This window comes from Burkholderia sp. FERM BP-3421, from assembly GCF_028657905.1.
Taxonomy (GTDB): domain Bacteria; phylum Pseudomonadota; class Gammaproteobacteria; order Burkholderiales; family Burkholderiaceae; genus Burkholderia.
Genome location: NZ_CP117782.1, coordinates 767352 through 788259 on the forward strand (window position 1 = coordinate 767352; position 20908 = coordinate 788259).

At 66.7% G+C, this 20908-nt stretch carries 19 protein-coding genes and 1 pseudogene; 17 read left to right on the forward strand and 3 right to left on the reverse strand.

The window, feature by feature from the left end:
• Positions 1-15 precede the first annotated feature (15 nt).
• From bamA to Bsp3421_RS19435, 8 genes are all read left to right on the forward strand, one after another.
• Positions 16-2322 (forward strand): outer membrane protein assembly factor BamA, encoded by a 2307-nt coding sequence (bamA, locus tag Bsp3421_RS19400; RefSeq protein WP_274002498.1) that lies wholly within the window; start codon positions 16-18, stop codon positions 2320-2322.
• Positions 2323-2389: 67 nt separating this feature from the next.
• A complete protein-coding gene (locus Bsp3421_RS19405) occupies positions 2390-2890 on the forward strand; it encodes an OmpH family outer membrane protein (RefSeq protein WP_274002499.1) in 501 nt (166 codons plus the stop codon).
• 15 nt (positions 2891-2905) lie between these two features.
• Positions 2906-3988: a UDP-3-O-(3-hydroxymyristoyl)glucosamine N-acyltransferase gene (gene lpxD, locus Bsp3421_RS19410; RefSeq protein ID WP_274002500.1), complete on the forward strand. Its 1083-nt coding sequence runs from the start codon at positions 2906-2908 to the stop codon at positions 3986-3988.
• Between the two features lie 125 nt (positions 3989-4113).
• A complete protein-coding gene (gene fabZ / locus Bsp3421_RS19415) occupies positions 4114-4581 on the forward strand; it encodes a 3-hydroxyacyl-ACP dehydratase FabZ (RefSeq protein ID WP_274002501.1) in 468 nt (155 codons plus the stop codon).
• Between the two features lie 54 nt (positions 4582-4635).
• Positions 4636-5424: an acyl-ACP--UDP-N-acetylglucosamine O-acyltransferase gene (gene lpxA, locus Bsp3421_RS19420; RefSeq protein WP_274002503.1), complete on the forward strand. Its 789-nt coding sequence runs from the start codon at positions 4636-4638 to the stop codon at positions 5422-5424.
• A gap of 3 nt (positions 5425-5427) precedes the next feature.
• Positions 5428-6597, forward strand: a complete 1170-nt coding sequence (gene lpxB / locus Bsp3421_RS19425; protein WP_274002505.1) for a lipid-A-disaccharide synthase — start codon at positions 5428-5430, stop codon at positions 6595-6597.
• Positions 6594-7226 carry a ribonuclease HII gene (gene rnhB / locus Bsp3421_RS19430; RefSeq protein ID WP_443111569.1) on the forward strand — a complete coding sequence of 211 codons (633 nt, stop codon included), beginning with the start codon at positions 6594-6596 and terminating at the stop codon, positions 7224-7226. The genes lpxB and rnhB overlap by 4 nt, the downstream gene beginning before the upstream one ends.
• A complete protein-coding gene (locus Bsp3421_RS19435) occupies positions 7223-8005 on the forward strand; it encodes a TrmH family RNA methyltransferase (RefSeq protein ID WP_274002506.1) in 783 nt (260 codons plus the stop codon). Before rnhB ends, Bsp3421_RS19435 begins: the two co-directional genes overlap by 4 nt.
• 80 nt (positions 8006-8085) lie before the next feature.
• Here Bsp3421_RS19435 and ppsR read toward each other — a convergent pair whose 3' ends face one another.
• Positions 8086-8901 carry a posphoenolpyruvate synthetase regulatory kinase/phosphorylase PpsR gene (gene ppsR, locus Bsp3421_RS19440; protein ID WP_274002508.1) on the reverse strand — a complete coding sequence of 272 codons (816 nt, stop codon included), beginning with the start codon at positions 8899-8901 and terminating at the stop codon, positions 8086-8088.
• Positions 8902-9119: 218 nt separating this feature from the next.
• On the opposite strand from ppsR, the pseudogene Bsp3421_RS19445 reads away from it, so the two are divergent.
• From Bsp3421_RS19445 to Bsp3421_RS19460, 4 genes and pseudogenes are all read left to right on the forward strand, one after another.
• Positions 9120-9878: pseudogene (locus Bsp3421_RS19445) on the forward strand (phytochelatin synthase family protein); the annotation flags it as partial.
• A 267-nt stretch (positions 9879-10145) separates the two neighbouring features.
• Positions 10146-12548, forward strand: a complete 2403-nt coding sequence (ppsA, locus tag Bsp3421_RS19450) for a phosphoenolpyruvate synthase (protein WP_274002510.1) — start codon at positions 10146-10148, stop codon at positions 12546-12548.
• Positions 12549-12663: 115 nt separating this feature from the next.
• A complete protein-coding gene (locus Bsp3421_RS19455) occupies positions 12664-13098 on the forward strand; it encodes an NfeD family protein (protein WP_274002511.1) in 435 nt (144 codons plus the stop codon).
• 49 nt (positions 13099-13147) lie between these two features.
• Positions 13148-14080, forward strand: coding sequence for an SPFH domain-containing protein (locus tag Bsp3421_RS19460; protein ID WP_274002513.1), 933 nt, complete (start codon positions 13148-13150; stop codon positions 14078-14080).
• Positions 14081-14173: 93 nt separating this feature from the next.
• On the opposite strand, the gene smpB is transcribed toward Bsp3421_RS19460, so the two are convergent.
• Positions 14174-14620, reverse strand: a complete 447-nt coding sequence (smpB, locus tag Bsp3421_RS19465; RefSeq protein WP_274002514.1) for an SsrA-binding protein SmpB — start codon at positions 14618-14620, stop codon at positions 14174-14176.
• A 99-nt stretch (positions 14621-14719) separates the two neighbouring features.
• Between smpB and Bsp3421_RS19470 the strand changes: the two genes are divergently transcribed.
• Both Bsp3421_RS19470 and Bsp3421_RS19475 read left to right on the forward strand, forming a co-directional pair.
• Positions 14720-15157 carry a type II toxin-antitoxin system RatA family toxin gene (locus tag Bsp3421_RS19470; protein WP_274002515.1) on the forward strand — a complete coding sequence of 146 codons (438 nt, stop codon included), beginning with the start codon at positions 14720-14722 and terminating at the stop codon, positions 15155-15157.
• A gap of 4 nt (positions 15158-15161) precedes the next feature.
• Complete coding sequence (locus tag Bsp3421_RS19475; protein WP_274002517.1) at positions 15162-15485, forward strand: RnfH family protein; 324 nt, start codon at positions 15162-15164, stop codon at positions 15483-15485.
• A gap of 175 nt (positions 15486-15660) precedes the next feature.
• Here Bsp3421_RS19475 and Bsp3421_RS19480 read toward each other — a convergent pair whose 3' ends face one another.
• Positions 15661-16629 (reverse strand): DMT family transporter, encoded by a 969-nt coding sequence (locus Bsp3421_RS19480; protein ID WP_274002519.1) that lies wholly within the window; start codon positions 16627-16629, stop codon positions 15661-15663.
• 282 nt (positions 16630-16911) lie between these two features.
• Between Bsp3421_RS19480 and guaB the strand changes: the two genes are divergently transcribed.
• The 3 genes from guaB (at position 16912) to guaA (ending at position 20680) form a co-directional block, all read left to right on the forward strand.
• Positions 16912-18372, forward strand: coding sequence for an IMP dehydrogenase (gene guaB / locus Bsp3421_RS19485; RefSeq protein WP_274002521.1), 1461 nt, complete (start codon positions 16912-16914; stop codon positions 18370-18372).
• A 5-nt stretch (positions 18373-18377) separates the two neighbouring features.
• The gene (locus tag Bsp3421_RS19490; RefSeq protein WP_274002522.1) at positions 18378-18974 is read left to right on the forward strand and encodes a hypothetical protein; all 597 of its coding nucleotides are present in this window, start codon (positions 18378-18380) and stop codon (positions 18972-18974) included.
• Between the two features lie 86 nt (positions 18975-19060).
• Positions 19061-20680 carry a glutamine-hydrolyzing GMP synthase gene (gene guaA / locus Bsp3421_RS19495; protein ID WP_274002523.1) on the forward strand — a complete coding sequence of 540 codons (1620 nt, stop codon included), beginning with the start codon at positions 19061-19063 and terminating at the stop codon, positions 20678-20680.
• The last annotated feature ends 228 nt before the right edge of the window (positions 20681-20908 follow it).

Below are 20908 nucleotides of genomic sequence, written 5' to 3' on the forward strand. Positions count from 1 at the left end.
CACTGGGGATGCACGTTGTTCAAACCTCATCGCTTTGTACCTAAGACGGTTGCAGCCGTGGCGCTCGCCGTGCACGGCCTCGCGGCCCACGCAACGGCACCTTTCGTCGTGCAAGACATCCGGATCGAGGGCTTGCAGCGCGTCGAAGCGGGGACCGTGTTCGCCTATCTGCCGATCAAGCAGGGTGATACGTTCTCCGACGACAAGGCGTCCGAGGCGATCCGCGCGCTGTACGCGACCGGCTTCTTCACCGACGTCCGGGTCGCGACCCAGGGCAGCGTGGTGATCGTGCAGGTGCAGGAGCGGCCGGCGATCGCGTCGATCGACTTCACCGGCATCAAGGAATTCGACAAGGACAACCTGAACAAGGCGCTCAAGGCCGTCGGGCTGTCCCAGGGGCGCTACTACGACAAGTCGCTCGTCGACAAGGCGGAGCAGGAGCTCAAGCGCCAGTACCTGACGCGCGGCTTCTACGCGGCGGAGGTGACCACCACGGTCACGCCGGTCGACGCGAACCGCGTGTCGATCCTGTTCTCGGTCGCCGAGGGGCCGAGCGCGAAGATCCGCCAGATCAACTTCATCGGCAACAAGACCTACAGCACCAGCGCGCTGCGCGACGAGATGCAGCTGTCGACACCGAACTGGTTCTCCTGGTACACGAAGAACGACCTGTACTCGAAGGAAAAGCTCACGGGCGACCTCGAGAACGTCCGCTCGTACTACCTGAACCGCGGCTACCTCGAGTTCAACATCGAGTCGACCCAGGTCTCGATCTCGCCCGACAAGAAGGACATGTACCTGACGGTCACGCTGCATGAAGGCGAGCCGTACACGGTGTCGGGCATCAAGCTCGGCGGCAACCTGCTCGACCGCGAGGCCGAACTCAAGAAGCTGATCACGATCAAGCCGGGCGACCGCTTCTCCGCGGAGAAGCTGCAGAAGACCACGCGCGCGATCGTCGACAAGCTCGGCGAGTACGGCTACGCGTTCGCGACCGTCAACGCGCAGCCGGAGATCGACCAGGTCACGCACAAGGTGAACCTGACGCTCGTCGTCGACCCGAGCCGCCGCGTATACGTGCGCCGCATCAACGTCGTCGGCAACACCCGCACGCGTGACGAGGTGGTGCGCCGCGAGATGCGTCAGCTCGAAAGCTCGTGGTTCGATTCGAGCCGCCTCGCGCTGTCGAAGGACCGCGTGAACCGGCTCGGCTATTTCACCAACGTCGACGTGTCGACGGTGCCGGTCGACGGCACCGCGGACCAGGTCGACGTGAACGTCAAGGTCGAGGAAAAGCCGACCGGCGCGATCACGCTGGGCGCGGGCTTCTCGTCGACCGACAAGGTCGTGCTGTCGGCGGGCGTGTCGCAGGACAACGTGTTCGGCTCGGGCACGAGTCTCGCGGTCAACGTGAACACCGCGAAGAGCTACCGCACGCTGACCGTCACGCAGGTCGACCCGTACTTCACGGTCGACGGCATCAAGCGGATCACCGACGTCTACTACCGGACGTACCAGCCGCTGTACTACTCGACGAACTCGAGCTTCCGCATCATCACGGCGGGCGGCAACCTGAAGTTCGGCATCCCGTTCTCGGAAACGGACACGGTGTTCTTCGGCGCGGGCTTCGAGCAGAACCGCCTCGACGTCGACTCGAACACGCCGGCCGCGTACCAGGATTACGTGAACGAGTTCGGCCGCGTGTCGAACACGGTGCCGCTGACGGTCGGCTGGTCGCGCGACGCGCGCGACAGCGCGCTGATCCCGAGCCGCGGCTACTTCACGCAGGCGAATGCCGAGTACGGCGCGCCGATCGGCAAGATCCAGTACTACAAGATGGACCTGCAGGCGCAGTATTACTATTCGTTCTCGCGCGGCTTCATCCTGGGCCTGAACCTGCAAGGCGGCTACGGCAACGGTATCGGCAATCCGTACCCGATCTTCAAGAACTACTACGCGGGCGGTATCGGGTCGGTGCGCGGCTACGAGCCGAGCTCGCTCGGCCCGCGCGATACGATCACCAACGATCCGATCGGCGGCTCGAAGATGGTGGTGGGTAATATCGAGCTGACGTTCCCGCTGCCTGGCACGGGGTACGACCGCACGCTGCGCGTGTTCACGTTCCTCGACGCCGGTAATGTGTGGGGCAATGCGCCGGGCGGCACCAGCACCGGCGCGAACGGTCTGCGCTATGGCTATGGCGTGGGTCTCGCGTGGATCTCGCCGATCGGGCCGCTCAAGCTGAGTCTGGGCTTCCCGCTGCAGAAACACGAAGGCGATCAGTACCAGAAGTTCCAGTTCCAGATCGGGACGGCATTCTGATCGAACCAGCATTGACTACAGCATCGAGAGGGTAATTTTGCTAACCGGTAAGTTTTCGAAACGAGTGATGTGTGCGTTGGCGCTGGCGGCCGCCCTGGGCGCGACCGCGGCGCACGCCCAGGACGTCGCCCGCATTGCGGCGGTCAATTCGGATCGGATCCTGCGCGAGTCCGCGCCCGCGAAGGCGGCGCAGACGAAGCTCGAAGCCGAGTTCGCGAAGCGCGACAAGGATCTGCAGGACATGGCCGCGCGCCTGAAGACGCTGTCCGACGGGCTCGACAAGAACGGCGCGTCGATGTCGGCGACCGATCGCGCGCAGAAGCAGCGCGACCTGGCGCAGCTGGACACCGACTTCCAGCGCAAGCAGCGCGAGTTCCGCGAGGACCTGAACCAGCGCCGCAACGAGGAGCTGGCGGCGGTGCTCGACAAGGCGAACAAGGTCATCAAGCAGATCGCGGAGCAGCAGAACTACGATCTGATCGTGCAGGAAGCCGTCTACGTGAGCCCGCGCATCGACATCACCGACAAGGTGCTGAAGGCGCTGTCGTCGTCTTCCACGTCGAACTGACGGAGCGGCACGCGCATGGCATTGACGCTTGACGCACTCGTGACCCGGTTCGGCGGCGAAGTCGCCGGCGATCGGACCTGCGAAGTCGCCGGCCTCGCGCCGCTCGACCAGGCGGGGCCGGGGCAACTGGCGTTCCTCGCGAACCCGAAGTACCTGGTGCAGGTCGAGACGACGCGCGCCGGCGCGGTGCTGATCGCACCGCGCGACCTCGAGAAGCTGGGCGCGGCCGCGGCCGGGCACAACTTCATCGTGACGTCGAATCCGTACGCGTACTTCGCACGGGTCGCGCAGATGTTCATCGATCTGGCCGCGCCGCCGAGCGCGGCCGGCGTGCATCCGAGCGCGATCATCGATCCGGCCGCGCAGGTTGCCGCGAGCGCCGTGATCGGCCCGCGCGTGACGGTCGAGGCCGGCGCCGTGATCGGCGAGCACGCACGGCTCGACGCGAACGTGTTCGTCGGCCGAGGCACGCGCATCGGCGAGGGCGCGCGCCTGTATCCGAACGTGTCGGTCTACCACGGCTGCCGGCTCGGGCCGCGCGTGATCGTGCACGCGGGCGCGGTGATCGGCTCGGACGGCTTCGGTTTCGCACCGGACTTCGTCGGCGACGGCGACGCGCGCACCGGCACCTGGGTCAAGATCCCGCAGGTCGGCGGCGTGTCGATCGGGGCGGATGTCGAGATCGGCGCGAACACGACGATCGACCGCGGCGCGATGGCCGACACGGTGATCGAAGACTGCGTGAAGATCGACAACCTCGTGCAGATCGGCCACAACTGCCGGATCGGCGCGTACACGGTGATCGCCGGCTGCGCCGGGATCGCGGGCAGCACGACGATCGGCCGCCACTGCATGATCGGCGGCGCGGTCGGCGTCGCCGGCCACGTCACGCTGGGCGACTACGTGATCGTCACCGCGAAGTCGGGCGTGTCGAAATCGCTGCCGAAGGCCGGCATCTATACGAGCGCGTTCCCGGCCGTCGAGCATGGCGACTGGAACAAGAGCGCCGCGCTCGTGCGCAATCTCGACAAGCTGCGCGATCGCATCAAGGCGCTCGAAACCGCGCTCGCGGCGCGCGACGGCGGCGCCGGCGCATAACCGCATGATCAGGGCGGGCCGGCTTCCGGGCCGGCTGTTCCGACCGCCGGGCGAGCGTTGCCTGGGCTGCGCCCGCCCGCATTCGTATTCAATCCCCACGCAGCCATTGCGTGAGACGAACCATCATGAGCACTGAAAAAATCAACCTCGACATCCACAAGATTCTCACGCTGCTGCCGCATCGCTACCCGATCCTGCTGGTCGATCGCGTGCTCGAGCTCGAGCCGCACAAGGGCATCAAGGCGCTGAAGAACGTGACGATCAACGAGCCGTTCTTCACGGGACATTTCCCGAAGCGGCCCGTGATGCCGGGCGTGCTGATCCTGGAAGCGCTCGCGCAGGCCGCCGCGCTGCTCACGTTCGCGGAAGAACAGCCGAAGGATCCCGAAAACACGCTGTACTACTTCGTCGGCATCGACGGCGCGCGCTTCAAGCGCGTGGTCGAGCCGGGCGACCAGCTGATCCTCAATGTCACGTTCGAACGCTATATCCGTGGCATCTGGAAGTTCAAGGCGGTCGCGGAAGTGGACGGCAAGGTCGCGGCGGAAGCCGAGCTGATGTGCACGGTCAAGACGACCGACTCGGCGCCCTGAGGCGCGCGGCACGCATCGGGCACAACGCGACTTCACACTGAGAGGCAAGGGCGCATGAGCAGGATTCACTCCACGGCGATCATCGAGCCGGGCGCGCAGGTTCACGAAACGGTCGAGATCGGCCCGTACGCCATCGTCGGTCCGCACGTGACGATCGGGGCCGGCACCACGATCGGCTCGCACAGCGTGATCGAAGGCCACACGACGATCGGCGCCGATAATCGCATCGGCCACTATGCGTCGGTCGGCGGCCGTCCGCAGGACATGAAGTACAAGGACGAGCCGACCCGGCTCGTGATCGGCGATCGCAACACGATCCGCGAATTCACCACGATCCACACGGGCACCGTGCAGGATGGCGGCGTGACGACGCTCGGCGACGACAACTGGATCATGGCCTATGTGCACATCGGCCATGACTGCCGGGTCGGCAGCAACGTGATCCTGTCGAGCAACGCGCAGATGGCGGGGCACGTCGAGATCGGCGACTATGCGATCGTCGGCGGCATGTCGGGCGTGCACCAGTTCGTGCGGATCGGCGCGCATTCGATGCTGGGCGGCGCGTCGGCGCTCGTCCAGGACATCCCGCCGTTCGTGATCGCGGCCGGCAACAAGGCGGAGCCGCACGGCATCAACGTCGAGGGGCTGCGCCGCCGCGGCTTCTCGCCGGATGCGATCTCGGCGCTGCGCAGCGCCTATCGCCTGCTGTACAAGAACGGCCTGACGCTGGAGGACGCGAAGCTGCAACTGCGCGAGCTGGCGACGGCGGGCGGCGACGGCGATGCGCACGTCAAGGCGCTCACCGACTTCATCGACGCGTCGCAACGCGGCATCATCCGCTAAGCGATGGCGCTCCAACCGAATCCGCTGCGGGTCGCGCTGGTCGCCGGCGAGCCGTCGGGCGACCTGCTCGCGGCCTCGCTGCTGGGCGGGCTGCAGGCGCAGCTGCCGGCGTCGTCCCGCTACTACGGGATCGGCGGCCCGCGCATGGCCGCGGTCGGCTTCGACGCGCACTGGCCGATGGAGAAGCTCTCGGTGCGCGGTTACGTCGAGGCGCTGCGCCACATCCCGGAGATCCTGCGGATCCGCGGCGAGCTGAAGCGGCAGTTGCTGGCGGAGCCGCCCGATGTGTTCATCGGCGTCGATGCGCCGGACTTCAACTTCGGGCTCGAGCACGCGCTGCGCGACGCCGGCATTCCGACGATCCATTTCGTCTGCCCGTCGATCTGGGCGTGGCGGGGCGGCCGGATCAAGAAGATCGCCAAGGCCGTCGACCACATGCTGTGCGTGTTCCCGTTCGAGACCGCGCTGCTTGAGAAGGCGGGCGTCGCCTCGACCTACGTCGGCCATCCGCTCGCCGACGAAATCCCGCTCGAACCGGACACGCACGGCGCGCGCATCGCGCTCGGCCTGCCGGACAGCGGCCCCGTGATCGCGGTGTTGCCGGGCAGCCGGCGTTCGGAGATCGAGCTGATCGGCCCGACCTTCTTTGCCGCGATGGCGCTGATGCAACAGCGCGAGCCCGGCGTGCGCTTCGTGATGCCGGCCGCGACGCCGGCGCTGCGCGCGCTGCTGCAGCCGCTCGTCGACGCGCATCCGCACCTGTCGCTGACGCTCACCGACGGGCGTTCGCAGGTCGCGATGACGGCCGCCGACGCGATCCTCGTGAAGAGCGGCACGGTCACGCTCGAGGCGGCGCTGCTCAAGAAGCCGATGGTGATCTCGTACAAGGTGCCCTGGCTGACCGGGCAGATCATGCGTCGCCAGGGCTATCTGCCGTACGTCGGCCTGCCGAACATCCTCGCCGGCCGGTTCGTGGTGCCGGAGCTGCTGCAGCATTTCGCGACGCCCGAGGCGCTCGCGGACGCAACGCTCACGCAGCTGCGCGACGAAGCCAACCGGCGCACGCTGGTCCAGATTTTCACCGACATGCATCATGCATTGCGCCAGAACACCGCGCAGCGCGCGGCCGAAGCCGTCGCGCGCGTGATCGAAAGCAGGAAACCCCGTTCATGAATGCCATGCGTGGCGCGTCCGCCGCGCCTCAATCCGGTCTCGACTTCAGCCTGCCCGACGAACGCGTGTGCGGCGTGGATGAAGCCGGGCGCGGCCCGCTCGCCGGCCCGGTCGTCGCCGCCGCGGTGATCCTCGATCCCGCCCGCCCGATCGACGGGCTCGACGATTCGAAGGCGTTGAGCGCCAAGAAGCGCGAACGGCTCTATGAGCTGATCGTCGCGAACGCGCAGTCCTATTGCGTTGCCTCGGCGTCCGTCGAGGAGATCGATACGCTCAACATCCTGCACGCGACGATGCTCGCGATGAAGCGCGCCGTCGAAGGTCTCGCGGTGCGTCCAACGCTCGCGCAGATCGACGGCAATCGCTGCCCGACGCTGTCGGTGCGCAGCGAGGCGATCATCGGCGGCGACGCGCTGGTGCCGAGCATCTCCGCCGCGTCGATCCTCGCGAAGGTGACGCGCGACCGGATGCTGGTCGAACTGCATGCGCGCTTCCCGATGTACGGCTTCGACGCGCACGCGGGCTACGGCACCGCGAAGCATCTCGCCGCGCTGCGCGAGCATGGCCCGTGCGAGGCGCACCGCCGCACCTTCGCACCGGTGCGCGCGGCCTTGAAGCCGTCCCGATGAAAGCGATCACCTCCCGCGACAACCCGCTCTACAAGCGCCTGAAGGCGCTGGCCGGTTCGACGCAGCAGCAGCGGCGCGCCGGCCAGGCGCTGCTCGAAGGGCTGCATCTCGCGAGCGCGTACCTCGATACGGCCGGGCAGCCGGCGCTGTGCGTGGTCACCGACGGCGCGCTGCAACTCGACGAGGCGCGCGCGCTGGTCGAGCGCGTCGGCGCCGAGCGGGTCGTCACGCTGCCGGATGCCTTGTTCGGCCAGTTGTCGACGCTCGTGAACGGCATCGGCTTCCTGATGCTCGTCGAGACGCCCGCGCCGACGCTGCCGGAGCGGGTGGCCGTGACGAGCGTCGTGCTCGACGGCGTGCAGGACGCGGGCAACGTCGGCTCGATCCTGCGCAGCGCGGCGGCGGCGGGCGTGACGCAGGTGTTCTGCGCGCCGGGCACCGCGCATGCGTGGTCGTCGAAGGTGCTGCGCGCGGGCATGGGCGCGCATTTCCTGCTCGAGGTGTACGAGGACGTCGACGCGCAGACGCTGATCGAACGGCTCGACGCGCCGGTCGCGCTGACCGATTCGCATGGCGCGCAGGCGCTCTACGATTGTGATCTCGCGCAGCCCGTGGTGTGGGTGTTCGGTAACGAGGGCGCGGGCGTGTCGGCGCGCTGGCGCGAGGCCGCGACGCATCGCGTGACGATTCCGCAGCCGGGCGGCATGGAATCGCTCAATGTCGCGGCTGCGGCGGCGGTGTGCCTGTTCGAGCAGTGCCGGCAGCAGCGGGGCGCGTGACGCGCGCGTCACGAGCCATGAAAAAATGCCGCGGCGACGCGGCATTTTTTCTGTGAGGCGCGGCACGCGGCCGTCCGGTTTCAGTACGACTGCCGTTCGAGCTTGATTTCCTGCAGGATCGTTGTCGCGATCTCCTCGATCGACTTGTGGGTCGACGACAGCCATTTGATCCCTTCGCGCCGCATCATCGCCTCGGCCTCGTTGATCTCGTAGCGGCAGTTCTCCGGGGCGGCATATTTGCTGCCCGGTCGGCGCTCGTTGCGGATCTCCGAGAGCCGCTGCGGATCGATCGACAGCCCGAACAGCTTGTCGCGGTGCGCGACGAGCGGCGTCGGCAGCTTGCCGCGCTCGAAATCCTCGGGGATCAGCGGGTAGTTGGCCGCCTTCACGCCGTACTGCATCGCGAGATAGAGGCTGGTCGGGGTCTTGCCGCTGCGCGACACGCCGACCAGGATCACGTCGGCGTCGGCCAGGTTGCGGTTCGACTGGCCGTCGTCGTGCGCGAGCGAGAAGTTGATCGCCTCGATCCGGCTCTTGTATTCATCGGTGTCGGCGTTCTGGTGGCCGCGCCCCATCGCGTGGCTCGACTTCATCTGGAGTTCCAGTTCGAGCGGTTCGACGAAGCGCTGGAACATGTCGAGCACGAGCGCGTTCGAGCGCTTGACGATCTCGTTCGATTCGCCGTCGACGAGCGTGGTGAACACGATCGGCCGGCGGCCGTCGTGGATCGTCGCCTCGTTGATCTTCTCGACTGCCGAATAGGCTTTGTCGAGCGAATCGATGAACGGCACGCGGACGAGCCGGAATTTCTGGTCGAACTGGGACAGGATCGAGTGCGCGAAGGTCTCGGCAGTGATCCCGGTGCCGTCGGAGACGATGAATACGGTTGGCAGCATGAATCGGGGCGTCGGGCTGTGAACGAGGGCGGCTGCGCGAGGCAGCCCGGAACGGCCATTCTAGCAGCGCGCCGGGCCCTCGGGCGAGGGTCCGGCGCGCCGCGCCGAATCGCGCTAAGCTTGCCCGGCCGCGCGATGCGGCCCGATGCCAGCTCCGGCGTCGCGAACCCGCGGACGGGAGGGCAGCGATGCGTATCACGTGGATGGGCGGCCTATTGGTGATTGCGCTCGCCGCCGGCGCGCCGGGCCTGGCGCAAACCTTGCCGTTGCCGCCGCAACTGATCGACCTCGGCAGCGCCGCGGGCGAGCAGCTGCTCGCCGACAGCGCCGCGCGCGCCGCCTACGTGCCGCTCGGCAGCCAGTTCGTCACGCAGAAGACGGAGAGCTACTGCGGCGTCGCGTCGCTCGTGATGGTGCTGAACGCATTGCGGATGCCCGCGCCCGCCGCCGAGCAATACCCGCCTTACCATTACTTCACGCAGGACAATCTGCTCAACGATGCGACCGAGCGGATCCGGCCGCGCGCGCTGATCGAGCAGCGCGGCATGACGCTCGACCAGCTCGGCGCGCTCGCGCGCGCCAGCGGCGTTTCGGCGACCGTGCGGCATGCCGGCGGCGTATCGCTCGACGCGTTCCGCGCGGAGGCCGCCGCCTCGCTCGGCCGGCCGGGGCGCTACGTGCTCGTCAACTACCTGCGCCGCCAGCTCGGCCAGCAGACGGGCGGCCACATCTCGCCGCTCGCGGCCTACGACGCGGCGGCCGACCGCTTCCTGATCCTCGACGTGTCGCGCTACAAGTACCCGCCCGTGTGGGTGCGCGCGGCCGACCTGTATGCGGCGATGCGCACGCCCGACGCCGACAACGGCGACGCGAGCCGCGGCTACGTGCTGGTGGACGCCCCGGCGCCCGATGCGCGCGCATCGAGCGGGCAGACTAGCCGGGCGGCGCCACAGGCGGCGGCCGGCACGGTAGAATAGCGGCAACCTGTTGGATAAGCCCTTGCGGGGACGGGTCGGCGCAAGCCGGGCCGTATCGCCGGGCGAACAATAAACTCCCGGCAAGTTTGGCGATTTGTCTGCTTTATTCGCCCATCTGCCGGGATTTTTGCAAACTGCGCTTTTGTAAGGCCGCTTGCCGCGAAGGTTTATCCGACAGGTTGTGCACTGCGCGTCCCGCTTTTTGCAAGCGGCCGCGCCCGAGCCCGCGTGCATGATCGAGCATTTTCTTCACACTTAGGGGCTTGTATGACTAACGCAGCAAACGTCGCAAAGGACCAGGCGTATGTAATTCCGTTCGAGCAGTTGCGGATGATCGATGTTGAAATCGTGGGCGGCAAGAACGCGTCCCTGGGCGAGATGATCAGTCAGCTCGCCGAGGCAGGGGTTCGGGTGCCCACGGGTTTCGCGACCACCGCGCTCGCTTTCCGTGATTTCCTCAAGCACAACACGCTCACCGAACGTATCGCCAAGCGTCTCGAGTCGCTCGACATCGACGACGTGAAGGCGCTCGCCGAAGCGGGCGGCGAAATCCGCAAGTGGATCGTCGACGCGCCGATGCAGCCGCGTCTCGAGGCGGAAATCCGCGCGCAGTTCGAGATCCTCCAGAACAACTCGCCCGAGGAGCTGTCGTTCGCGGTGCGCTCGTCGGCGACCGCGGAAGACCTGCCCGACGCCTCGTTCGCCGGCCAGCAGGAGTCCTACCTGAACGTGGTCGGCGTCACCGACGTGCTCGATCGCATGAAGCACGTGTTCGCGTCGCTGTACAACGACCGCGCGATCTCGTATCGCGTCCACAAGGGCTTCACGCACGCAGAGGTCGCCCTGTCGGCCGGCGTGCAGCGCATGGTGCGCTCCGACGTCGGCGCGGCGGGGGTGATGTTCACGCTCGACACCGAGTCGGGCTTCAAGGACGCCGTGTTCATCACCTCCAGCTACGGCCTCGGCGAGACGGTCGTGCAGGGCGCGGTGAACCCGGATGAGTTCTATGTGTTCAAGACCACGCTCGCGCAGGACAAGTATCCGATCATCCGCCGCTCGATCGGCTCGAAGCTGATCAAGATGGAGTTCACGCAGCCGGGCGAGCCGGGCCGCGTGAAGACGGTCGACGTGTCGCACGAGCAGCGCAACCGCTACTCGATCACCGACGAGGACGTGATCGAGCTGGCGAAGTACGCGGTGATCATCGAGAAGCACTACCAGCGTCCGATGGACATCGAGTGGGGCAAGGACGGCCGCGATGGCAAGATCTTCATCCTGCAGGCGCGCCCCGAGACGGTGAAGAGCCAGGCGGCCGGCAAGGCCGAGCAGCGCTTCAAGCTCAAGGGCCAGTCGCAGGTGCTCGCGACCGGTCGCGCGATCGGCCAGAAGATCGGCGCGGGCCCGGTGCGGGTGATCCACGATCCGTCCGAGATGGAGCGCGTGCAGCCCGGTGACGTGCTGGTTGCCGACATGACCGACCCGAACTGGGAGCCGGTGATGAAGCGCGCCGCCGCGATCGTCACGAACCGCGGCGGCCGCACCTGCCACGCGGCGATCATCGCGCGCGAGCTGGGCGTGCCGGCCGTGGTCGGCTGCGGCGACGCCACCGACGTGCTGAAGGACGGCGCGCTCGTCACCGTGTCGTGTGCGGAAGGCGACGAAGGCAAGATCTACGACGGCCTGCTCGAGACCGAGGTCACCGAGGTGCAGCGCGGCGAGCTGCCGGCGATCCCGGTGAAGATCATGATGAACGTCGGCAATCCGCAGCTCGCCTTCGATTTCTCGCAGCTGCCGAACGCGGGCGTCGGTCTCGCGCGCCTCGAGTTCATCATCAACAACAACATCGGCGTTCACCCGAGGGCGATCCTCGAGTACCCGAACATCGACCAGGACCTGAAGAAGGCGGTCGAGAGCGTTGCGCGCGGCCATGCGTCGCCGCGGGCGTTCTATGTCGACAAGCTCACGGAAGGCATCGCGACGATCGCCGCGGCGTTCTATCCGAAGCCCGTGATCGTGCGCCTGTCCGACTTCAAGTCGAACGAGTACAAGAAGCTGATCGGCGGTTCGCGCTACGAGCCGGACGAGGAAAACCCGATGCTGGGCTTCCGCGGCGCGTCGCGCTACATCGCCGAGGACTTCGCGCAGGCCTTCGAGATGGAATGCCTGGCGCTCAAGCGCGTGCGTGGCGAGATGGGCCTCGACAACGTCGAGATCATGGTGCCGTTCGTGCGGACCGTGAAGCAGGCGGAGCGCGTGGTCGGCTTGCTCGCGAAGTACGGCCTGAAGCGCGGCGAGAACGGCCTGCGCCTCGTGATGATGTGCGAGGTGCCGTCGAACGCGATCCTCGCGGAAGCGTTCCTCGAGTATTTCGACGGCTTCTCGATCGGCTCGAACGACCTCACGCAGCTCACGCTCGGCCTCGATCGCGATTCCGGCATGGAGTTGCTCGCGGCCGACTTCGACGAGCGCGACCCGGCGGTCAAGTTCATGCTCAAGCGCGCGATCGATGCGTGCCGCGCGCAGAACAAGTACGTCGGCATCTGCGGCCAGGGCCCGTCCGATCACCCGGACTTCGCGCAATGGCTGACCGATGAAGGGATCGCCTCGATCTCGCTGAATCCGGATACGATCATCGATACGTGGCAGGCACTGGCCGCGGCGAAGAAGTAATCGGCGGACCGTCAACCGGGTGGCGGTTTGTCGCCATTCGATTGAAGGCAAATTGCAAGCTTCGTGCTATAAACACCCCGGTACACACCGGGGTGTTTCATTTTGGGAGGCTGAAATGTTGTCAGGCCAGCTGTTTTGGTGGATCGGGGCCGGCGTGTTCATCGTCGCGGAGTTGCTGTCCGGCACCTTCTATCTGTTGATGATCGCGCTCGGCTTCGCGGCGGGCGGGCTTGCCCATCTCGCGGGCGGCTCGCTGCACTGGCAGCTCGCGGGCGCGGCGATCGTCGCGCTGGTCGCGGTGATCGTGCTGCGGCGCTCGGGGCTCGGCCGCAAGCAGAGGCGCGACGCGTCGAGCAATCCCGATGTCAACCTCGACATCGGCGCGACGATCGCCGTCGACGGCTGGCGCGACCGCCACGCCCGCGCGCAGTACCGCGGCGCGCAGTGGGACGTCGAGCTGGCCGCCGGCGAGCGCGACGACGCGCGCCTCTACGAGGTGCGCGCGGTGCGCGGCAACTGCCTGATCGTTGCCGCGAAACCCGCGGCCTGACGCGCGACACCCCGCATTCACGCTATGTTCACTACTGGAGGTTAATTACATGGACTCGCTCATCATTTGGGTGGTGCTGCTCGTCATCGTGTTCGTGATCGTGTCGCAGACGGTCAAGATCGTTCCGCAACAGCACGCATGGGTGCTCGAGCGCTTCGGCCGCTATCACGCGACGCTGTCGCCGGGCCTGAACATCGTGTTGCCGTTCGTCGACCGGATCGCGTACCGCCACGTGCTGAAGGAAATCCCGCTCGACGTGCCGAGCCAGGTCTGCATCACGCGCGACAACACGCAGCTGCAGGTCGACGGCGTGCTGTACTTCCAGGTGATGGACCCGATGAAGGCGTCGTACGGGTCGAGCAACTTCGTGCTCGCGATCACCCAGCTGTCGCAGACGATGCTGCGCTCGGTGATCGGCAAGCTCGAACTCGACAAGACCTTCGAGGAGCGCGACTTCATCAACCACAGCATCGTGTCGGCGCTCGACGAGGCGGCGGCGAACTGGGGCGTGAAGGTGCTGCGCTACGAGATCAAGGACCTGACGCCGCCGAAGGAAATCCTGCACGCGATGCAGGCGCAGATCACCGCCGAGCGCGAGAAGCGGGCGTTGATCGCGGCGTCCGAGGGGCGCAAGCAGGAGCAGATCAACATCGCGTCGGGCGGCCGCGAAGCGGCGATCCAGAAGTCCGAAGGCGAGCGGCAGGCGGCGATCAATCAGGCACAGGGCCAGGCGGCCGCGATCCTGGCGGTCGCGGAGGCCAATGCGCAGGCGATCCAGAAGATCGCGCAGGCGATCCAGTCGCAGGGCGGGATGGATGCGGTGAACCTCAAGATCGCCGAGCAGTACGTGGGCGCGTTCGGCAATCTCGCGAAGCAGGGCAATACGCTGATCGTGCCGTCCAACATGTCGGATCTGAGCACCGCGATCGCCTCGGCGCTCACGATCGTCAACCGCGCCGCGCCGGGGGCCGCCAAGACCTGAGCGCGCGCCTGCGTGCTTGCGCAATGAAAACGGCCCGCTCGGATGAGCGGGCCGCTTGTCTTGTGCGGGGCGGGTGGGGCCGTCAGGCGGCCGTCAGACGCCCGAGCGCATGATGCGCGCCTTTTCGCGCTCCCAGTCGCGCTTTTTCTCCGTCTCGCGCTTGTCGTGCAGCTTCTTGCCCTTGGCGAGGCCGATCTCGCATTTGACGCGGCCGCCCTTGTAGTGGAAATTCAGCGGCACGAGCGTGTAGCCGCGCTGCTCGACCTTGCCGATCAGTTTCTTGATCTCGTCGCGGTGCAGGAGCAGCTTGCGGGTGCGCACCGGATCGGGGGTGATGTGCGTCGAGGCTTCGGGCAGGGGGCTGATGTGCGTGCCGATCAGGAAGATCTCGGCATTGCGCACGACCACGTAGCCTTCCTTGATCTGGCCGCGTCCGGCGCGCAGCGCCTTGACCTCCCATCCTTCGAGCACGAGCCCCGCTTCGTAGCGTTCTTCGACCTGATAGTCGAAGAACGCTTTTCTGTTGTCGATGATGCTCATGAAGGGATTCGCCCAACTCGTTTAAAATCGCAATTTTAGCAAAGCCGGATGCGCCGCGTCCGGCCCCGCTGTCTTTACTTTAGCGACGCCGCGCGATTTATGGCAGATGTCCAGAAAACCGTATTGATCCGCCATTCGGTGGAGCAGATGTTCGACCTCGTCACCGACGTCGCCGACTACCCCAATTTCCTGCCCTGGTGCGGGGGGATCGAGATCCGCCGCCAGGACGAAAACGGCATGGAAGCCCGGATCGACATCAATTTCAAGGGGATCCGGCAGCACTTCGCCACCCGCAACACCCAGCAGCGGCCGACCCGCATCGACATGGAGTTCGCCGACGGGCCGTTCCGCAAGTTCACCGGCTACTGGCGCTTCACGCCGCTGCGGGCCGACGCCTGCAAGATCGAGTTCGCGCTGCATTACGAATTCTCGAACATCCTGCTCGAGAAGCTGATCGGGCCGGTGTTCAGCCATATCGCGAACACCTTCGTCGATTCGTTCGTGAAGCGCGCCGATCAGCGCTACGGCAAGGGGTAGGCCGATGCTCGCAGTCCAGGTGTGCTATGCGCTGCCCGACCGGCAGACGCTGATCGACGTCGAGGTGCCCGACGGCGCGACCGTGCGCGACGCCATCGACGCGAGCGGCGTGCTCGCGCGTCATCCCGACATCGACCCGGCGGCCCTGAAAACCGGCATTTTCGGCAAGCTCGCGCCGCTCGATGCGCGGCTTTCCGCGCATGACCGGGTCGAGATCTACCGTCCGCTCATCGTCGACCCGAAGCTGGCCCGCCAGCGGCGCGTCGACAAGACCCGCCGCGCCGGCTCGATCGAGGGCCGCAAGTGGCAGAACAAGGATTCCCGCTAGGTGCGGCCGGCCAGGTGCGGCCGGCTAGGCGCGGCAGGCCAGGTGCGGCAGGCCAGGCGCGCGCCGCCCGGCCGCCCGGATGGACGAAGGCCCCGCCGGCTTGCGCCGCGGGGCCTTTTTGCTGAGGTCGCGCCGGGCCGGAGGCGACGCGTTTGTCTGACGAATGGCGGCCGGCTCAGTGCGCGGGCAGATTCGCTTCGAGGCTGTCCGCCTCGCGGCACGCTTGATCGTGGCGGCGCACCGACGCGTACACGCCGGCGAGCAGCAGCGCGAGCGCGGCCAGCTCCAGCGCGCGCGGCAGGCGGTGGTCGTAAATGAACGCATAAAACAGCGCGAAGACGGTCTCGAACACGATCAACTGGCCGGACAGCGTGAGCGGCAGCCGCTTCGACGCGGCGTTCCAGAGCCCGTTGCCGAGCCAGGACGCGCCGATCGCGAGACCGAGATTCAGGACCCAGAACCATTCCCAGCGCGCGGCGGGCAGCGGCGCCTGCACCGTGTGCGCGGGCAGCGCGAGGATCGCCAGCCAGAGCAGGCCGCCGACCAGCCCCGTGACGACGCCCCACAGCACCGACCACTCGTTGCCGCTGAAATGCGGCTGGCGGCGCAGGTAGCGCGCGTTCGCGACCGCGTACCAGGTCCAGCTTGCAAGCGCGCCGGCCGCGCAGGCCATGCCGGCGAGCTTTTGCGCGAGCGTGGTCGCGTGCGCGGCTTCCGACGTGAACAGGTCGACGTTGATGCAGACGATGCCCGCGATCACGAGCGAGAGCGGCCCGGCGAGCCGCCGCAGCGGCACGGCGTCGTGGTCGCCGAGGCCCGCCAGCGTCACGGTGACGGGCAGCACGCCGATGATGAGCGAGGTGGGGGCGATGCCGATCAGGTGGACCGCGCCCGACAGCAGCATGTAGTAGGCGACGTTGCCGACCACGGCGAGCTGCACGAGCGCGACGAGATCGGTGCGGGTGAGGCGCGCGAGCAGGGCGCGCGCGTTCGGCAGCGCGACGGCGAGCGCGACCACGCCGTACATCGCGTAGCGCCCGGCGCTCAGCAGCAGCGGGGAGAAATCGGCGAGCAGCCGGGGCACGAGGAACACCATGCCCCACAGGGCCCCCGCCAATACGCCATACACCACGCCGCGCTGCATCGACCACTCCGCAAGAATCCATTTCGAGCGCGCATGATAGCGGCGCGGTGGGCGGTCGTCTTGTCGAATCCTGCACTTTCGGACCTGGGCGAGCGGCGCCGGCGACCCGATGTTCGGCCGCGTTGCTCGCGCCCTGAAAACGAAACCCGAGCGAAAACGACCTGAAGCGCGGACCGAACGCGGCGCGGCCCCAGCATGAAAAATACCGCTAAGCCGTTGTTCGTGTTGTGAAATTCCGGCGCGCATCGCGTATAATTCGGTTTTGCGCCCATAGGATTTGCCATGCGTCTGATCCAAAAAGCACTCACTTTCGATGACGTGCTCCTCGTCCCGGCGTTCTCCGACGTTCTGCCGCGCGACACCAGCCTCAAGACCCAGCTCACCCGCTCCATTTCCCTGAACATGCCGCTCGTGTCCGCCGCGATGGACACGGTCACCGAAGGTCGTCTCGCGATCGCGATGGCGCAGCAGGGCGGCGTGGGCATCGTCCACAAGAACCTGACGCCGGCCGAGCAGGCGCGCGAGGTCGCGAAGGTGAAGCGTTTCGAGTCGGGCGTGGTGCGTGATCCGATCACGGTGCCGCCGCAGATGAAGGTGCGCGACGTGATCGCGCTGTCGCGCCAGCACGGCATTTCCGGCTTCCCGGTGGTCGAAGGCGCGCAGCTCGTCGGCATCGTGACGAACCGTGACCTGCGTTTCGAGACCCGCCTCGACGAAGCCGTCCAGTCGATCATGACGCCGCGCGAGCGGCTCGTGACGGTCAAGGAAGGCACGCCGCTCGCTGAAGCGAAGGCGCTGATGCACAGCCACCGCCTCGAGCGCGTGCTGGTCGTGAACGACGCGTTCGAACTGCGCGGCCTGATGACCGTCAAGGACATCACGAAGCAGACCGAGCACCCGGACGCGTGCAAGGACGAACACGGCAAGCTGCGCGTCGGCGCGGCGGTCGGCGTCGGTGCGGACAACGAGGAACGCGTCGAGCTGCTGGTGCAGGCGGGCGTCGACGTGATCGTCGTCGATACGGCGCACGGCCACAGCAAGGGCGTGCTCGAGCGCGTGCGCTGGGTCAAGCAGAATTTCCCGAAGGTCGAAGTGATCGGCGGCAACATCGCGACGGCCGCCGCCGCGAAGGCGCTCGTCGAGTACGGCGCGGACGGCGTGAAGGTCGGCATCGGCCCGGGCTCGATCTGCACGACGCGGATCGTGGCGGGCGTCGGCGTGCCGCAGATCAGCGCGATCGCGAACGTGTCGGCCGCGCTCAAGGGCACCGGCGTGCCGGTGATCGCCGACGGCGGGATCCGCTTCTCGGGCGACGTGTCGAAGGCGCTTGCCGCCGGCGCGAACGCGGTGATGATGGGCAGCATGTTCGCCGGCACGGAAGAATCGCCGGGAGACGTGTTCCTGTATCAAGGCCGCCAGTACAAGTCGTACCGCGGCATGGGTTCCGTCGGCGCGATGAAGGACGGCGCGGCCGATCGCTACTTCCAGGACAACTCCGCGAACATCGACAAGCTCGTGCCGGAAGGCATCGAAGGGCGGGTCGCCTACAAGGGCTCCGTGAACGCGATCATCTTCCAGCTGATCGGCGGCGTGCGCGCGAGCATGGGTTACTGCGGCTGCAAGTCCATCGCCGAGTTGCACGACAAGGCCGAGTTCGTCGAGATCACCGCGGCCGGCATGCGCGAGTCGCACGTGCACGACGTGCAGATCACGAAGGAAGCGCCCAACTACCACGTGGACTGAGCGCGATGAAGCCGCTGCTGCGAGCCGTCCTGCTGGTCGATGCTCTGCTGCTTGCCGGGTTCGGCGCGCTGCTGCTGTTGAGCCCGTGGAAGTCGTTGTACGACGCGCTGCAGCTGGCGACCGTCGAGCCCGCCATGGTCGGGCAGGCGTTCGGCGTCGCGTTGCTCGGGCTCGCGTGGCTGTCGCTGCACGCGGCGGTCAACGGCGATCTCACGGCAGGCGTCGCGCGCGCGGTCGGCCATGTGAACTGGCTCACGGGCGTCGTGATGCTGGTCTGGCTGATCGGCTTGCGTACGCCGTCGCTGTCGGCGTTTGGCCAGATGGTGTCGGTGGGCGCTGCGGCGGTGCTGCTCGTGGTCGGGCTGGGCGGTGTGCGCCTGGCCGGGGCCGTGCGGCGTCGCGAGCGGGCCGCCGGCCCGGCCGCGAAGGGCGCCGATGCCCCGCGGCCTGCCGCGGAGCCGGAGGCGCCGCGCCTGATCACCGCGCCCGGGCGCACCGAGCCCACGGCGGTTCCCGTGGCGGCAGCCGCCGGGTTCGGGCCGGCTTCGACCGAAGGCGGCGAGCCGCGCAGCGATGCGCCGCGGCCGCCGGTCCAGCCCTAGTTGCGCGGGCCGTCCCGTTTCGTTTTTGATGCAGCGCCGTGTGCGCTGTTTTTCTTACCTGTTTGTTTTTCATCCCGTCCGCAGCCATGCACGACAAAATCCTGATTCTCGACTTCGGTTCGCAAGTCACCCAACTGATCGCGCGGCGTGTCCGCGAGGCCCACGTCTACTGCGAAATTCATCCGAACGACGTGACCGACGAATTCGTGCGCGAGTTCGCGCCGAAGGCCGTGATCCTGTCCGGCAGCCATGCGAGCACCTATGAGGACCACCAGCTGCGCGCGCCGCAGGCGGTGTGGGATCTCGGCGTGCCGGTGCTCGGCATTTGCTACGGGATGCAGACGATGGCCGTGCAGCTCGGCGGCAAGGTCGAGTGGAGCGACCATCGCGAGTTCGGTTACGCGGAAGTGCGTGCGCACGGTCATACGCGCCTGCTCGACGGCATCGAGGATTTCGCCACGCCGGAAGGCCACGGCATGCTCAAGGTGTGGATGAGCCATGGCGACAAGGTCGGCGAGCTGCCGCCGGGCTTCAAGCTGATGGCATCGACGCCGAGCTGCCCGATCGCCGGGATGGCCGATGAAGCGCGCGGTTATTACGCGGTGCAGTTCCATCCGGAAGTCACGCACACGGTCAAGGGTCGCGCGCTGCTGGAGCGTTTCGTGCTCGATATCGCGGGTGCGAAGCCGGACTGGATCATGGGCGATCACATCGAGGAAGCGGTTGCGAAGATCCGCGAGCAGGTGGGCGGCGAGGAAGTGATTCTCGGCCTGTCGGGCGGGGTGGATTCGAGCGTCGCGGCCGCGCTGATTCATCGCGCGATTGGCGATCAGCTGACCTGTGTGTTCGTGGATCACGGGTTGCTGCGGTTGAATGAAGGGCAGATGGTGCTCGATATGTTCGAGGGGCGTTTGCATGCGAAGGTCGTGCATGTGAATGCGTCCGAGCAGTTCCTCGGGCATCTGGCCGGGGTGACCGATCCGGAGGCGAAGCGCAAGATCATCGGGCGCGAGTTCGTTGAAGTGTTCCAGGCGGAAGCGAAGAAGCTGAGCAATGCGAAGTGGCTCGCGCAGGGCACGATCTATCCGGATGTCATCGAATCGGGCGGCGCGAAGACCAAGAAGGCGACGACGATCAAGAGCCACCACAATGTCGGCGGCTTGCCGGAGACGCTCGGGTTGAAGCTGCTGGAACCGCTGCGCGATCTGTTCAAGGATGAAGTGCGTGAGCTGGGTGTCGCGCTCGGGCTGCCGGAAGAGATGGTGTATCGCCATCCGTTCCCGGGGCCGGGCCTGGGCGTGCGGATTCTCGGTGAGGTGAAGCACGAGTACGCGGAGCTGCTGCGTCGCGCGGATGCGATCTTCATCGAGGAACTGCGCAATACGATCGCCACCGAGCAGGATGCGGCGGCCGGGCTGTGCGAGGCAGGGCAGGTCGGGAAGAGCTGGTATGCGCTGACGAGCCAGGCCTTTGCCGTGTTCCTGCCGGTGAAGTCGGTGGGGGTGATGGGGGATGGGCGCACGTATGACTACGTGGCCGCGCTGCGCGCGGTGCAGACCACCGACTTCATGACCGCGCATTGGGCGCATCTGCCGTACTCGCTGCTGGGCCGGGCGTCGAACCGGATCATCAATGAAGTGCGCGGGATCAATCGGGTCGTTTATGACGTGTCGGGGAAGCCGCCGGCGACGATTGAGTGGGAGTGATCGTCCCATCGCTCATATTGGTTCCGATTGCTGGATGATCGAACCAAATATTCAATCGAATTGATGTAAATTCCGGATCGTAAATGCGAATGACGATCTTGGTGGTTTCGAGTTCGATCCGGAATGTTTGACTGCACGATAACGGGAAAATGGGCGAGACGGCGTCTCGTCCATTTTTCCGCTTCTGGCTTCGTTAGTTCTCTATCCGGGCGAGACCCGCATATCGGT

Excerpts from the sequence above, each read along its gene's own strand:
- Bsp3421_RS19460 (WP_274002513.1), top strand. The coding sequence starts at position 13,148 with ATGGACTCGCTCATCATTTGGGTGGTGCTGCTCGTCATCGTGTTCGTG.
- Bsp3421_RS19475 (WP_274002517.1), top strand. The coding sequence starts at position 15,162 with ATGCTCGCAGTCCAGGTGTGCTATGCGCTGCCCGACCGGCAGACGCTG.
- Bsp3421_RS19405 (WP_274002499.1), top strand. The coding sequence starts at position 2,390 with ATGTGTGCGTTGGCGCTGGCGGCCGCCCTGGGCGCGACCGCGGCGCAC.
- Bsp3421_RS19455 (WP_274002511.1), top strand. The coding sequence starts at position 12,664 with ATGTTGTCAGGCCAGCTGTTTTGGTGGATCGGGGCCGGCGTGTTCATC.
- Bsp3421_RS19490 (WP_274002522.1), top strand. The coding sequence starts at position 18,378 with ATGAAGCCGCTGCTGCGAGCCGTCCTGCTGGTCGATGCTCTGCTGCTT.
- smpB (WP_274002514.1), bottom strand. The coding sequence starts at position 14,620 with ATGAGCATCATCGACAACAGAAAAGCGTTCTTCGACTATCAGGTCGAA.
- Bsp3421_RS19435 (WP_274002506.1), top strand. The coding sequence starts at position 7,223 with ATGAAAGCGATCACCTCCCGCGACAACCCGCTCTACAAGCGCCTGAAG.
- Bsp3421_RS19480 (WP_274002519.1), bottom strand. The coding sequence starts at position 16,629 with ATGCAGCGCGGCGTGGTGTATGGCGTATTGGCGGGGGCCCTGTGGGGC.
- Bsp3421_RS19470 (WP_274002515.1), top strand. The coding sequence starts at position 14,720 with ATGGCAGATGTCCAGAAAACCGTATTGATCCGCCATTCGGTGGAGCAG.
- guaB (WP_274002521.1), top strand. The coding sequence starts at position 16,912 with ATGCGTCTGATCCAAAAAGCACTCACTTTCGATGACGTGCTCCTCGTC.
- ppsR (WP_274002508.1), bottom strand. The coding sequence starts at position 8,901 with ATGCTGCCAACCGTATTCATCGTCTCCGACGGCACCGGGATCACTGCC.
- fabZ (WP_274002501.1), top strand. The coding sequence starts at position 4,114 with ATGAGCACTGAAAAAATCAACCTCGACATCCACAAGATTCTCACGCTG.
- lpxB (WP_274002505.1), top strand. The coding sequence starts at position 5,428 with ATGGCGCTCCAACCGAATCCGCTGCGGGTCGCGCTGGTCGCCGGCGAG.
- guaA (WP_274002523.1), top strand. The coding sequence starts at position 19,061 with ATGCACGACAAAATCCTGATTCTCGACTTCGGTTCGCAAGTCACCCAA.
- lpxD (WP_274002500.1), top strand. The coding sequence starts at position 2,906 with ATGGCATTGACGCTTGACGCACTCGTGACCCGGTTCGGCGGCGAAGTC.
- rnhB (WP_443111569.1), top strand. The coding sequence starts at position 6,594 with ATGAATGCCATGCGTGGCGCGTCCGCCGCGCCTCAATCCGGTCTCGAC.
- lpxA (WP_274002503.1), top strand. The coding sequence starts at position 4,636 with ATGAGCAGGATTCACTCCACGGCGATCATCGAGCCGGGCGCGCAGGTT.
- ppsA (WP_274002510.1), top strand. The coding sequence starts at position 10,146 with ATGACTAACGCAGCAAACGTCGCAAAGGACCAGGCGTATGTAATTCCG.